The following is a 15424-nucleotide window of genomic DNA, read 5'->3' as shown; positions in this document are numbered from 1 at the left end:
ATTAATTTCTCACATCACTATTTTATTCAATAATTATTTAGTTCAATTCTTTTTTAGTCATTACTTGGGGTACGTATCTGCATGAGCAAAAATTACAACTAAACCTGAATTCCCATTAAAAAATCCAGATGTGTCATTCCAGTCCACAACAGCACTTCCAGAAAAAATCATACCATGTTCATCAGGCCTTAGCCCAATTGGAAAGTGTTCCCAACGGATAAAGTCCTTGCTTACAGCATGTCCCCAATACATTGGTCCCCATGTTGTTCCATTTGGATGGTACTGATAAAACAAGTGGTATTCTCCTTCATAAAATACCCTTCCATTTGGATCATTCATCCATTTAGCTTCTGGAGAGAAGTGAAACTGTGGACGATATCTTTCCGTATAATATTATTGTTTAATCTCAGTATTTTTCATTGATTTTATCTTCCTTCCTCTATTTACAAAATTAATCAAGAAAGGCTGTTTCATCTATTAAATGTTGTTTACTTCCTCTTTAGTTGGCAGTGCTGGGATTGCTCCAACCTTTGTACAGACCAATGCTCCTACTTTATTGCTGAAGGAGATGATTTTTTTTAGTTGGTCGAAGTCTACTAATACTGTTTTCGGGTATTCTGACATGGCTAACTGATAAAGGGTTGCGCCAACAAAGGCATCTCCAGCACCAGTAGAATCGATGGAAGTGACTTTAACACTCGGGACAATTCCAATTTCTGTCCCATTTGAAATCATCGTTCCTTCTTTTCCTAAGGTGACAGAAACAACTTTCGCTCCGATTTGATGAAAGATAGCTACTCCTTCTTTTAAATCATTAACCCCTGAAATAATTCGTAACTCTTCATCACTCACTTTTACAAAATCAGCAATACTAATTCCCTGTTTAGCTAAATCTATGAAGTCGCAACGTCTTTCTTTCCAAAGGTCAATCCTAAAATTGGGATCGAAGGAGATGAATTTCCCACTTTCCTTTGCAAACTTCATAAGGTTTAGGTATGTGGATTGAAAAGGATTTTCCAATAGAGCGGTTGCAGAACCAAAATGAAGAATATTGTTCTTCATGATTTTATCTATATGCAATTCGTCTTCTGTTAAGTATCCATCGGCACCACGATTGAAAACGAAATCCCTCTCTCCATCAGCCTTTAAGGAAACAAACGCCAGCGTGGTTGGATGGGCATCATCTAGAACAAGTAATGACGTATCAACCTTAGCATCTTCTAAGGTTTTCTTTAAAAAATAGCCAAACGGGTCATTGCCGACTTTACCGCTAAATTGGGCATTGCCCCCTAATTTCATAATAGCTACGCAGACGTTGGCTGGTGCTCCTCCAGCCTGCTTTTGAAAATTTCGGCCTTGAACTAAATCTATGTCCACATCTGTACAGAAAAAATCAATAAGTAATTCTCCAATACATAGAATTGATGAATTTTTTTTCACTTAAATCGACCTACCTTTATAGATTTCCCTTTTATATTGAGGTAAAACAAAGATCTAACCCAATTGTTCCGATCAGAGCATTGCTTCTAATACTTACCCCATACTGAATTCAGTTCGGTGAGCTTCAATGGAGCGACCCTTGTCGTTCCTTTATTTGAGAAGATGATTATTCTCTCATACAGATGTTTCGGGAAGAGTAAGCTTGTGCAAACTGCTTTTCCACCATTGGCTAGTACTTCTATTGAAGATGTGTCCATAAAGATTTGCAGATTGATTTTGCCGTCTTCCATTTTCAGATCAGTTTCCTGTAAGGCAGCAAAGGATTCAGAGAAACTATTGACTCCAGCTTTCGTCCGGTCAACCATTAGCTTTTCACTTGCCGTATCGTACTGTATCATGATGCTTTCATTTTTAGAATTCTCAAAAATCAATCCAAATGAATTTGAATCCTTATTATCAAACTTAACATTCACTTCCATTAAAGGACTGGTCAAATTAAAAGTTACAGGGCTGTCAGATTCAATTGTAAGCTCCTGAGTAACTTCTGTATGATTTCTAATGGAGTCAATTTCGGAAATGATTTTCTGGACTATACGATTTCCTTCCTTGCTAGAAGTAAGCGACAGCTCTCTGGGCAATGTCATCGCACTTCGCCATTCTTCTGTTGGGACTTGGTTGGCATATCGCCAATTGCTCATCCATCCAATGTAAATTCTTCTGCCGTCTTGTGCAGGGATATCAGACCAACTTACACCTGCATAATTATCACGACCAAAATCGAGCCATAGAACTTGTTCATCAGGATTATCATTTAAAAAAGTAGTACCATCAAATTGTCCGACAAAATATTGTGTCCGTGATCCTTCTTTAAATTTTGGATTATCTCCAATACTAACCAACATGATCCATTTTTGATTAGTATCGTCACCATCTACAGGTAATTTAAACAAATCAGGGCATTCCCAGACCCCATCATGTGAACCCGCATTATTCCCAAATTCACTGGCAAATTCCCACTCTTTTAGGTTAGGAGATGTATAAATACTTATGGATTGACCTGTTGCCAACATCATTATCCATTTACTCGTTTCTTCATGCCAAAACACTTTTGGATCCCGGTAGTCCGTAATGTTAACATCTGAAAGAACTGGATTTCTTTCATATGTTCTCCAGGTTCTACCATTGTCCTTGCTGTATGCGAGGCATTGTCGCTGGCGAGGTCGATCAGAGTTAGGATAATTATCAGCACTTGTATATATAGCCACTAAGCCAGGCTCATCATCAAAAAATCCCGAGGTATTGTTCCAATCAACTACTGCACTTCCGGAAAAAATCTCTCCATGCTCATCAGGATAAAGCGCGATCGGCAGATGTTCCCATTGAATCATATCCTTGCTGACTGCATGCCCCCAGTGCATAGGTCCCCAAGTAGTACCAAATGGATGGTATTGATAAAATAAATGATATTCATCCTTAAAAAAGACCATCCCATTGGGATCATTCATCCACTTTTTTTCCGGTGAAAAATGAAATTGAAGGCGGTGCTTTTCATTATATATTTTGTTCATCATTCATTCTCCTTTTTTTATAGACTATTAAATGTATAAACTTATTAAATAGAACGAGGCTGTACTATACTTAAATCTGTACAGCCACAGATTATATATTGACAAAAACTATTATTTTGAGTTTCTATCATATCCTGATTGCTTAATTTCTAACCACTCCTGCAACCCTAGTCGATCTAATTCATCTAAATATTCATTCCATTCTTTTTCAATGCCGCCGTTTGCAATCCATTCAGCACGTTTTCTTTTAACATAAGCAAATAAGTCTGCTTCTATAGTAGAAAGTCGATCAAGTTCTTCCAGAGAAAAGAATACTCTAGGGTAAATATTTTCAGCTTCTATATAAGGAACCATTACTTCCTTCATTAAATTTAATCTCCATGCAGCATCTTCTGGTTTTGTTGTCACTTTACCATAGTAACTATCCAGGATAGCCAATGGTCCACCAACAGATGTTTTCTCTCTAAGCTCAACTGGAGCGCTACCTTCTAACGGACGGTGCTTTAACAAATTTGCGCTTTTATCAAACTCAAAGATGTTTTGGTGCTTTTCATCCCCATACGTACCCCAGTTATTTTGTACAGACTGATGTGGGTCATAAAGTTGGTCGATCCATTTTGCTGTCAATTCAAGATTATTATTTGCAGACGTTACGACCAAGCGGGAACGGTCAAATCCCATTCCGTTTGATCTTGCCACATTTTGATGTCCTTCAGGTCCTTTTAAAGGAGCAAGTAAATCGTAGTCGTCGCCCATTCCTGTGATATTTCCTTTATCCCATGTGAAGTATAATCCATAGCGATTTTCTCTTCCTTTTGCTAGATACGTATTCCAATCATGTTCAAATGCCTCTACATCGATTAACCCTTCGTTGTATAAGTCGTTTAACCATACGATTGCTTTTTTATAGCTTTCATCAGCTGCTGAAAGTTTTACTTCATCATTATTGGTTACCACTGTAAAATCCCCGTTATCACCTAAACCAAAAGCTCCGAATAATGAATGAGGATCTTGCCCGCCGTCATTAATGATGAAAGACATTGGGATCTCATCAGCTTCTCCATTTCCATTTGGATCTTGTGTTTTGAATGCAATTAGTACTTGTTTTAATTCTTCAGTTGTTGTTGGCATCTTTAACCCTAATTTAGTTAACCATTCCATATTAATCCAAGGGAAAGCATCGACAGAGTGGATACTTTCTTTCCCTTCACCTAATTCTTCAATCCATGGAAAGGCATAAATATGGCCATCGGGAGCAGTCATCATTGCCTTATATTGAGGTGCTTTTTCAAGTACTGCTTGTAAGTTAGGCATATATTGAATTAAGTCTTCGACAGGAACGATTACACCATCTTTGGCATTTTTTAATAATTCATAGTCGCTAAACCCTGAATTAAAAATTGCATCTGGAAGCTCCCCACTGGCAATGGCTAAATTTCTTTTTTCATTAAAAACATCGCCTGTATAGTTTCGCCAATCAATATGAACTCCGGTTTTTTCCTCCAATCGTTGAAAAATTAATTTTTCATTTGGATCCTTAGGTGCTAATGGTGAGCTTGAGGTCATAATCTTAAGTGATACTTCTTCTTTTAATGGAAATGATACATCTGAGAGTTTATAATCCTCGGATGAAAATTTATTGCTGCTACTACTCTTACTGCTACATCCTGTAACTATTAGCGACCCTGCAAGAAGAATAACTGAAACTGATTTTCCTATTTTATTCATATTAACCCCTCATCTTTTTTTATTTTAAAGAACCGACCATAACTCCCTTTTCAAAATACTTTTGGAAGAATGGGTACATGATTAATAAAGGTAAACTAGCAATCACAATCGATGAGTATCTAATCATCTCTGCAATTCTCATTAACTCATTTCTAGCCTGTATATCTGCAACCATTCCAGGCTGTACCTCGTTTTGAATGAGAATAGAACGTAAAACCAATTGCAATGGATACAGGTCTCGATCATCCAAGTAAATCATCGCATCAAAATACGCATTCCATTGACCAATGAAAGCATATAATGCCAACACAAAAATAATTGGTTTACATAGTGGTAAAATTATGCTCACGAATATTCTGAAATCTGAGGCGCCGTCTATTTTTGCTGCTTCTTTTAATTCGTTTGGAATCGCTTTAAAATAAGTTCTTGCTAGAATAATAAACCAAACATTTACAGCACCAGGGATAATGATTGCCCAAATTGTATTAAGCATTCCCAAATCTCTGATAACAAAATAAGTCGGAATTAGTCCACCGCCGAAAAACATCGTAATCAGGAAGAAGACCATAAAAGCTTTTTTGCCAACCAGGCCATCTACAGATAATGTATAGCCTGCAAGGATGGAAACTGTAACTGTGACAATAGTAAATCCAGCCGAATATATTATCGAATTTAGAAATCCCTTAACTATTGTTCCATCGGTTAAAATTCGTTGGTACCCTTCCAAAGACCAATCAGACCCACTTAAGTTAAACCCCTTCCTAATCAATGCATTTGGTTCCAAAAGTGAAGAGAGAAATACGTACAACAGTGGTACAGTAATCAAAAGTACTATAATAGCCAAGAGAATATTATTAATTTGAAGTAGAATCCGATCACCTTTTGGGTGTTTTATTTGGTTGTTCATTGTTCTCCTCCTTTCTTAGACAAGACCTTCGCCCTCATTTAGTTTTTTCACTACTTGATTGACGAACACCAGTAAAATTACATTCACAACCGCATTAAACAATCCAACTGCTGTAGCAAAAGAGTAATCTCCTGCAAGCAATCCTCGTTTATAGACATAAGTTGCGATAATTTCTGATGAGGGTGAATTCATCGGCGTTTGTAATAAATAGGCTTTTTCAAATCCGATTCCCATGATTCCCCCAGCCGCTAAAATAAACAATACCGCCATAACCGGCTTAAGGGTAGGAAGATCGATATACCAAATCCGTTGTAATAGCGATGCTCCATCTAGTGTTGCTGCCTCATGTAGTTGTGGATCAACGTTTGCTAGAGCCGCAACATAAACGATAGATGCCCAACCAGCTCCTTGCCATACTCCAGACCAAATGTAAATCGTTCTAAAGTAATCTGGGTCAGACATGAAGGAAATGGGTTTATCAGAAAACATCCCTAATAATGCATTAATAGGTCCTACGGGTGTTAGAAAAAGGAAAACCATACCTGATATAACTACAACTGAGACAAAATGTGGTGCGTAAAGAACTAATTGGATATTCTTTTTAACACTCGATTTTCTCAATTGATTTAACATAAGAGCCAATATGATAGGAATCGGAAATCCTATAAGGAGTTCAAAAGAGCTCAATTTTATTGTATTCATTAAAATCTCCATAAAATTAGGGGATGTTAAGAAGCTGGTAAAGTGTTTAAGCCCAACCCACTCACTTCCGTTGATTCCTCGGATCGGACTGAAATCCTTAAATGCAATCGTCGCTCCATAAATTGGTATATACTTAAAGATAAGCGTAAGGATTACAGCAGGGGCAATAAGTAAATAAAGAATATAGTTCCGCTTAATATAATCTAATTGGCGCTTTACTTTTGTTTCAACTTTGATTCGCCTAGTTGTTTCTTGGTTAACCTTTACTAATTCTTCCAATCTATTAACCTCCTTATATGAATATAATTACTGTTGATAACGATTACATATTTACTTACATTTAATGTAAAACGTTTTTTCATTCATTTTTTTGCCCCTCTCATTGTTTTGTTCTCTCTCTGTGAGTTCTACTATAACAAAGTCGAAACTTGTAATATTTCAAAATTTTCGGTTGTTAATATTTGATTTTTTCGGATGATTTTTTATAATTTCGAAAAAAAAAATCCCCTAATAAAAACTAGAGGATAAAACATCTTATGGATTTTGAATCTCGTTTAAACTATTATCTATTTTCTCAACAGCTTCTGTCGCTGAAGCCTTTACATTTTTCCCGCCAATGCCAACATCCTCAAATAATATCTTAATAGCTTCACTTACAACCGGATAGACAGGTGTAACTGGTCGGTTCTTGGAGTACTTTTGTCCTTGTTGAACAAAGATATTTTTGGGGTACTCATTAAGATCAGGAAAATCGCTAACCACTGAGTATCTAGCAGGCAAATCACCTGTAATTTCAACAAATTTTTTAGAGCCCTCATAACTTGTAACAAATTTAACGAATTCCCAAGCTTCATTAGGATATTTAGTCTTTGAAGAAATCCCCAATGCCCAACCTCCGTGAGGAGCAACTTGATATTCTCCCTTAGGCAATGGAGCAACCCCAAAATCTTCACCTAAATCAAAATCTGGGACACTTTGCAATTCTGATAAGTGCCAAGAACCTAATATAGTCATCGCAAGCCTACCTGTTTCAAAAGAAGCTGGAGGCAATTCAACCGTAGCTACACGATGTTTAAAATACAAATCTTGATAAAATTGCAAAGCTTCCAATGCTTCTTCAGAATTTAAGTAACCATCTGCTGTTGTCCCATCTGGACTTAGTACATCTGCTCCGAACTGCCACAAGATTGGCATTTTAAAATAAGCTGGTCCTTCTCCCTCACTAAATCCTTGAGCCGGGTCAATTCCATATATCCCTTTTTCCGGATTGCTTATTTTTTTGGCAATTTCTAGTACCTGATCCCATGTCATAGATTTATTTGGATCTTCTGATGGATATGGGATTCCTGCCTCCTTAAACAGATGCTTATTGTAATATAAAGCAATACTAGATTCTACGATAGGTGCAAGAAGGATTTCACTCTCAAAGGTTAATCCATTTAAAGTCTGTTCGGGTATATCATCAATATTACCTTCCTCTTTCATATATGAATCTATAGATAATAGGAATCCCGCATTCGCATAAAGAGCCAAGTTAGGACTATCAATTGCCATGATATCAGGATGGTTTCCTGCAGCCAATTCTGTACGTAACCTTAACTCATATTCATGAGCCCAATGTATGGATTGCATATTAATTTTAATATTGGGATGAGCTGCCTCAAAGGCAACAACTAATTCTTCGTATGCCTTATTAAACGCAGGGTTACCTAAATTCCGCAAAAATGTCAGCTCTATTTGTTCCCCAACATTCCTTTTATCACTTTTATCTGTACGTTCGCTTGAATGGGTGAAGTAAGACCATGCAAACCCTGCCATACCAAATAGAATCACTACTATAAAGACCATTAACCATTTTTTCATCTGAACCCCCACCTTCCAAATTACGCTCTTTTTTCATGAATCTGTGGAGTTACGAAATTCAACAGGAGTTTGGCCAATTTGTTTTTTAAATACTGTACTAAAATAACCCGAGTTTGAAAAACCCACTAAGTGAGCTACGTCGATTATTTTAAGTTGTTTATCTTTTAATAATGCTTGAGCATGATTCATTCGCAAGCTGATTAGGTAATCACTAAAGTTTTGACCAATATGATTTTTGAAAATTTCAGATAAATAAGCACTATTAATATGAAATTGATCTGCTAGTGTCGTAAGAGAAATTTCACTTGCATAATGCTGGTCCAAATAACGACGTACATTTTCTACGATTGCCACACCATTCGTAGAAGATCGGTCTTCATGTACCTTTTCAATGATTGACTGTGCCAAATTGATGAGCTGCTCAATCACCCTATTTTGAGAGTTAAGCTCCCATATACTCTGTTGGCAACTCCATATCATATTATTTACTTCGATCGTATCAATATCGTACTTTCTTGCTAGGGAACCTAACAAAAATAAAACTCGATTAGCAATGATAGAAAAGGACATAATGGATTGATTATTCATTCCTCCCAAAATTGAATAAATGTTGCTCTTAAAAGCTTCATGATTTTCATTTTCAATTGTGTTAATCAATTTCTTTTCAACATCAGCTGAAAACTCAAACACGTCTTTATTAATTGTCCCCTCTATCACCTGTGATTGCGAGCTTAATTGACTTTGACTCCAAGAAAGCAACGCTGAAATATAACCATTTTTAAATTCTGTAAGACCAGTAATAATCTTCCCAATACCTATCACTGTCTCCAAGTTTAAGAATTCTTTTACATGTCGTTGGACTTTTTTAATCAATGTAGATTTAGTATCTAATTGATTAGAATCTACTCTATGGATAAAGTGAATCATATTCGCATAACTTGCATCATAAAAGGAATAAGTTCCTCCGTGCTCTTTAGCTATTTCTTTGCAAAGCATTCTAAAAGGAAGCCACAGTTCCTTTACTTTATTAGGGTCTCGATCTGTTCCTCTTACTTCCACCGTTACAAATTGAACATGTACGTTTTCATTTGCTAAATCTTCTAACTGTAATTGCTGAAGTCTCTCAATTGTAACGGTTAGTTCGGGCCATTCCTCCTTAACTAGGTGGAGTAAAAACTGCCCCCGCATTTCTTCTAACTGATTGTGAACAAGCCGTTTCATTTGATCAGTTTCAATTTTTCTTTTCCTTTCTTCCTCTATATCTAATTTAATTCTTTTTAAAGCTTCTACTAGTTCATCAGGAGCAACTGGTTTTAAAAGGTAGTCTTTCACCCCTTCAACCAGCGATGATCTTACATAATCAAAATCGGAATACCCAGATAAGACAATTACTTTAACATTCGAATGCTCATGATGACATTGTTTTACAAATTCGATGCCGTCCATGATCGGCATTCTTACATCTGTAATGACAACATCTACATCCAGCTTTTTTAACAAGTCTAGTGTTTCTTGTCCATTGGATGATTCTTCAACAATTTGAAAACCTTCTTCTTCCCACTCAATTTTCATTCGTAAACCTTTACGAATTTGTATTTCATCATCTGCAATGATTACGTTCAACATGTATATCCCCTCCAGTAACTTAAACACGCTTTACAACATCCAACTTAAGCTTGAGTGGTTTGGGAAGCGATAGTGGGATAACCCCCTAAAAACTTGATATATTAAGCTAACCATAAGTAAGACTCTACCAATGGGAATCTCGCTTTATACACAATGTGATTCTAGTGCCTTTACCCTTTTCAGATTGAATGTCATATGAGAAATTTTCACCGTAATATAACATCAAACGGCCTAGTACATTTTTAAGTCCAATACTGGTCCCTTTACTTTCTAACACATTTCCTGCTTCATTATTTATTTCTGTATCCAGTAAGTCTTTAATAACCTTTTCAGACATCCCTATTCCATTATCTTCAACGATAATAAATATTTTTTCTCCACTTTTTTCTGTTTTTATTTTAAGTTCAGCAAAATGTTTTTTGATAAAACTATATTTGACTGCGTTTTCAACAAGTGGCTGTATTATAAACTTAATAATTGGCAGATGTTTTGTTTCTTGATCTTCTTCAATTTCTATACTAATCGAATCTTCATACCTAAGTTTTAAAATATCTGTGAAATTTCGTATATAAGCTATTTCTTCACCTAATCTCACGACATCACTTTTGGTACTTAGGGAATACCTCATCATTCTCCCTAAATAAATACTTACATTCATAACCTCTTTATTTTTCCCCTGGACCGCTAATCCCCCGATGATTTCAAGTGTATTGTTTAAAAAGTGAGGATTAATTTGTAATAATAAGGCTTTATATTCTGCATCTTTTCTTCGAATATTTGCTTCGTATTCTGTTTTAATTAAGAAATTTAATTTGTCGATTGTATGATCAAATACTTTTATAGCATATCCTACTTCGTCGTTATAAGATTTAATTGTCGGCATAAAACCTTTTGCTCCAGAAAAGTCTCCACGTTCAATAAATTTCATTGCTTTCGTTAGCTTTCCTAAAGGCCTAACAATTGTAAAGGAAAGAAAATAAGACGCAAGAATTGTTAATATAAAAATTAGAGCACTGATAAAGAATAAGTTCTTTTGCAATGTATTAATTTTTGAGAACAATTCAGACTTTGTAATCTCACTAACCAGAACCCAATCACCGATTTTTAATTTTTGAAAAAATACAAGGTATTCCTCATTATCGTAATTGGTTTCAATTAGGCCTTTATTTTGTTGAACATTTGATATTTCTTCTAAACTTTTATTCAATACATAATCCGGAGTCTGTATCTTCTCGGACAATACATTCGATCCATTTCTATCTACTAAATAAACACGACCATTTTCACCAAGTTTGATTTTACTCAATGCTGTTTCGAGCAATGAAGAGGGGAAATTAACTTTAATCACTCCAGATAAATCAAGTGTAAGCAGATCAAAAAGTGGCAGAAGATAACTATTTATATTCGTTGCAATTGTGTCATCATGAGTTTTCACCCACCGCTGATTATTTTCAGAAAAATCTATGAACCACTCTGTTTCCTGTAATGTTGGAAGATACCCCCAAGTCCCGGTACCATCATTAAGAAAGACAGAGATAGACATGGATTTAGAATTGTTAATCATCATAGATGATAACTGCATTTTCAGCTGATTTTTTATTAATAAACGCTGGTCACTTGGTGTTTCTGAATGATCCATTTCTGACTTCAACCATTGTTGAGTTGTTCGATTAACAAGAACCTGTTTCCCAAGATCTTCTGCTTGTGAAGTGATTGAATCAATATAAAGTGAATACTGCTCCATCATTTCGACAGTTGCATCCTTCGTTTGTTCTTCCATAATTGATGTAAACCAATTTGGAATGATAATGGATAGAATCAGAAAGGGGATCGTTAGAAGTAAAGTAAAAATAATAAATAATCGATTTCGTAATGAAAAAAACATATAGCCTCCCAGGTGATGAAAACACTTACAATTTATTGAAGTGAAAAATAAAAACTTTCTATCCATATTTATTACTAACTTATTTTATTTGAAAACACTATTTTATTAGTCAGGTTTTAATTTTTCCAATTTATCACAGACTTTACAATCTTACCATATGATTTAGATTCCATAGATTAGAGTATTCATTATCTAAATCAGATGCAAGAATGTAAATATTTAAAAAATACTTAAAAAGAACGACTGTAAGTAGTCGCTCCTGATGATAGATAATATACTACCTTAAAAATAAGAAATATATTTATCTTTACGAGTTACAATATGTGAATAATCGATTGGTATAGGAATGTAATGTTTTCATCCGAGCTTTTAATAACGATTTTATAGTTGTGTACTTAATTTATCAAAATTTACACTTAACTTATATTAAAATTTTTGGAATTTATTCTTTTAAATTTTTGGGTGTATTATATTTTAAGTTTAATTGAATCAATTTCATAATGTAGTTTTTAAAAAATTGTTAGACTTACCGAATATTGATTTTGTTCTGTTTTTAAATTATGCTGCGTGATGTAGTGATTTGGCTTGTACTAATAGTCGATCACACGCTAACTTTGATGCATTATAAACAAGATGAACCAAATCAAAGTGGACCTTTGCGCATTTTCCTGTTCGATAACGGACCTGGTTCAATTGGAAATACTCCTTCAAATAGGCATTAACTCGTTCGACTGCGGTCCTTTGCTTATAAATGTCTTTCCATTTCTTTGAACCACGAGCTGGTGCAGTATAACGTCGTAAGTTAGTTGTGATTTTTACTTTATATACCTTTTGGCAAAGGGAATCCTTGGCTAAAGGGCAATCACGACATTCTTTAGGTCGTGAGTACTTTAATGTTTCATACTTTTCATCAAAACTATCATATAGATATGAATGTTCACGTACACATGTCGGAGCGAAATATTTATCAAAACCAATAGGGTCAGGTTCATTCTTTTTGTTATAAGCAATGACAGATTGAGCTTTCATCCGATAGATTTGTTCGTAAATTGGAACATAATCATACCCAGCGTCTAATGTTCCAAATTCAATAACTAGAGATGGCAATCGTTCTTGAATAACTTTTAAAAGAGCTATCGCAGCTTTACCATCGTTAAGACTCCCCCAGACTAGGAGCTATATACTTCATCTGCAATGACGTTTCCCTGTCTGCTTTTCAATTTCATTAATAATGTAGCTGAATTTTCAATACTTTGTTTATGGTCAAATTTTTATATTGTACCTTAAAACTATTTATCTAGTACAAATAAGTCTATTAAAGCGATATTAAATCAAAAAGATGGCACTGTTAATCCATTTTTAAAACAAAAAGGAGATATTCTTTATTATCTCCTTTTTGTTTTAAATAATATTTTCACTAAATATAAAAGATATTTACTATTTTCATAAAAAAATAAGAAATAAAAGATATTTTCGTAAAAAATAAAAAGTAAATCTTATTTTCTTAAATTGTAAGAAATAGTTTTTACTTTAATAAATAATAAAGAGTCATCGTTATTCATGGTGGCTCTTTATCTTTTAATGGTAAGTAATTTGATAACTTACCTACGCTAGCAATTTTTTTATGCCAATCTAATAATCTTACATGGTTACCCCATGTTTATATAGCACAGACTGTTCATTTAAATAGTCTGTTCTTTTATTTTTGGGCAAAGTGTAGAACGGTTTATCCACACCTAAGGGGTGGGGCATCGAACTTCACTAATCTCCTTTACCATACAAGGTGCTACCTCCAGAAAATTTTTATAAAAAATTCCACTTTATATGGGCATTTCGCAGGAAAGTAGAGCATTTCTAAGATTAGTAGATGTCCTCCCTTAATGTAATAACATTTCGAACCTCAAATTTGCTGTATTTCATGTGAGATCGGTTCTGAGCGACTTTGTATAAAATCTTTAATCCTCGTACACTTACATTATAAGACACTAAAGGATACAACATTGTCAAAAAACATTTATAATAAAGGTAGGAATTAGAGATGACACATTTAGAACTTCAATATCCAGAACTATTGGATGTGAAAGATGTACAGGCTATTTTACAAATAGGAAGAATGCAAGCATATGAGTTAGTACACTCAAATGTTTTTCACAGTGTAAGGGTCGGTCGTCGAATCAAAATATCAAAACAATCATTTCTTAGATGGTTAAACGGATAATATTTGATCAGGAGGACTCCCAATGGCACAAGGTTCTATTAAGAAAGAAAACAATAACTGGTACTATGTATTTGGCTATCAAGATCCAATTTCAGGAAAGCGTAAACAAAAGAAGAAACGTGGCTTTAAAACGAAGAAGGAAGCACAAGCTGCTCTGACAAAAGCACTTAATCAAGTAAACGAAGGCACATATATAGAGCCTTCTAAGATGACACTGAATGAATTTCTAGATATTTATATTGAAAATAAAAAGCGTACAGTGAACATAAACACACAACAAAAATACTACTATACTATTGAAAATCATATTCGACCTTTTCTAGGGCATATGCTAATTGCAAACCTTAAGCCTCTGCATATTTCTCTGCTGTACACTACACTTCATGAAGAAAAACGTAGTGCGGCTACAATTCAGAATGTTCATAAGGTATTAGTAAACATTTTTAATCAAGCAGTTAAGCTACAAGTTGTGCCACATAATATTGTTTTAGCTATTTCTACACCTAAACATAAGCCTCAAGAAATGAACATCTGGACACAGGAGCAAGTCCAAATGTTTCTTAAAACAGCTGAGGAAACTCCCTATGAGTTAATTTATGTATTAGCTCTAAATACTGGTATGCGTCAAGGGGAACTAATAGGCTTATTATGGGATGATATTGATTTTGAGAAGAAAGTCATTAAGATACGTCATACAATTATTAATGGCTCGAAGAAGATTCAAGAATCCACAAAGACTACCTCTAGCCGCCGTGTAATCGAGCTTTCTGATACGGTTATTCGTTTACTAAAGAAGCATAAGGCAGTACAAGCTGAGCAACGTTTAAAGCTTGGCAACGGTTATCAGAACATGAATCTAGTGAACGCTTCATTAGAGGGTACTCCTATTAATCCTAGTAACCTTCGACGTAGCTTTAACAATTTTATTAAAAAAGCAAATGTCCCTAAGATTCGATTTCATGATTTACGGCATACACATGCTTCACTCATGCTCCAATTAGGTGTGAACGTGAAAGTAATCTCTGAACGTCTAGGACATGCTAGTACGAAGATTACGCTAGATCGTTATAGTCATTCATTACCAACAATGCAAAAAGAAGCAGCAACGATATTCGACCAATTCATCTATGCAGGTAGAAAATAGGCTGTGTGACCAGTCTGTGACCAGAACACTTAATTTCACAAAAAAAGACCATCTGTAGCTACTCTCTACAAATGGTCTCTCTGCCCCACAAACCTTGATACAACAAGATTCATACACTATTTTGTTTCGATGACCTGTGAGGGATTCGAACCCACGACCCCTTCCCTGTCAAGGAAGTGCTCTCCCACTGAGCTAACAAGTCATATTAAGTTATTGTTTACATTGTAATAAAATTATTCCTATTGGTCAACCTATTTCAGAAAAAAATCCGATTTTTCAGCTTATTTATGTTTTACACATTTCGACTTATTTCCCAGAAAATAAAAAACCTGACACCTCATGT

Annotated in this window: 10 protein-coding genes, 1 tRNA gene and 2 pseudogenes; 2 read left to right on the top strand and 11 right to left on the bottom strand. The window is 35.0% G+C overall.

Going from position 1 to position 15424, the window contains the following annotated elements:
- Positions 1-66 precede the first annotated feature (66 nt).
- The 10 genes and pseudogenes from K9V48_RS12205 to K9V48_RS12160 all read right to left on the bottom strand — a co-directional run.
- Positions 67-384: pseudogene (locus tag K9V48_RS12205) on the bottom strand (glycoside hydrolase family 32 protein); the annotation flags it as partial.
- A 93-nt stretch (positions 385-477) separates the two neighbouring features.
- Positions 478-1440 (bottom strand): carbohydrate kinase family protein, encoded by a 963-nt coding sequence (locus tag K9V48_RS12200; RefSeq protein ID WP_111615862.1) that lies wholly within the window; start codon positions 1438-1440, stop codon positions 478-480.
- Positions 1441-1526: 86 nt separating this feature from the next.
- A complete protein-coding gene (locus K9V48_RS12195) occupies positions 1527-3008 on the bottom strand; it encodes a glycoside hydrolase family 32 protein (RefSeq protein WP_224139271.1) in 1482 nt (493 codons plus the stop codon).
- A gap of 111 nt (positions 3009-3119) precedes the next feature.
- A complete protein-coding gene (locus tag K9V48_RS12190) occupies positions 3120-4736 on the bottom strand; it encodes an ABC transporter substrate-binding protein (RefSeq protein ID WP_224139270.1) in 1617 nt (538 codons plus the stop codon).
- Between the two features lie 19 nt (positions 4737-4755).
- Positions 4756-5643 carry a carbohydrate ABC transporter permease gene (locus tag K9V48_RS12185; protein WP_224139269.1) on the bottom strand — a complete coding sequence of 296 codons (888 nt, stop codon included), beginning with the start codon at positions 5641-5643 and terminating at the stop codon, positions 4756-4758.
- Between the two features lie 15 nt (positions 5644-5658).
- Positions 5659-6582, bottom strand: a complete 924-nt coding sequence (locus tag K9V48_RS12180; protein ID WP_438803889.1) for an ABC transporter permease — start codon at positions 6580-6582, stop codon at positions 5659-5661.
- A 297-nt stretch (positions 6583-6879) separates the two neighbouring features.
- Positions 6880-8208, bottom strand: coding sequence for an ABC transporter substrate-binding protein (locus K9V48_RS12175; RefSeq protein ID WP_224139267.1), 1329 nt, complete (start codon positions 8206-8208; stop codon positions 6880-6882).
- 33 nt (positions 8209-8241) lie between these two features.
- The gene (locus K9V48_RS12170) at positions 8242-9834 is read right to left on the bottom strand and encodes a response regulator transcription factor (protein WP_224139266.1); all 1593 of its coding nucleotides are present in this window, start codon (positions 9832-9834) and stop codon (positions 8242-8244) included.
- Between the two features lie 124 nt (positions 9835-9958).
- Complete coding sequence (locus K9V48_RS12165) at positions 9959-11719, bottom strand: sensor histidine kinase (RefSeq protein ID WP_224139265.1); 1761 nt, start codon at positions 11717-11719, stop codon at positions 9959-9961.
- 558 nt (positions 11720-12277) lie between these two features.
- Positions 12278-12883, bottom strand: a pseudogene (locus K9V48_RS12160) (transposase); the annotation flags it as partial.
- Between the two features lie 874 nt (positions 12884-13757).
- On the opposite strand from K9V48_RS12160, the gene K9V48_RS12155 reads away from it, so the two are divergent.
- Both K9V48_RS12155 and K9V48_RS12150 read left to right on the top strand, forming a co-directional pair.
- Positions 13758-13937, top strand: coding sequence for a helix-turn-helix domain-containing protein (locus K9V48_RS12155; RefSeq protein WP_224139264.1), 180 nt, complete (start codon positions 13758-13760; stop codon positions 13935-13937).
- Between the two features lie 22 nt (positions 13938-13959).
- Positions 13960-15081 carry a tyrosine-type recombinase/integrase gene (locus K9V48_RS12150; protein ID WP_224139263.1) on the top strand — a complete coding sequence of 374 codons (1122 nt, stop codon included), beginning with the start codon at positions 13960-13962 and terminating at the stop codon, positions 15079-15081.
- A 130-nt stretch (positions 15082-15211) separates the two neighbouring features.
- Here K9V48_RS12150 and K9V48_RS12145 read toward each other — a convergent pair.
- Positions 15212-15283 (bottom strand) — tRNA-Val (locus K9V48_RS12145).
- Between the last annotated feature and the right edge of the window lie 141 nt (positions 15284-15424).

The organism is Metabacillus rhizolycopersici (assembly GCF_020075705.1).
This window is presented reverse-complemented; position numbering and strand designations above follow the sequence as displayed.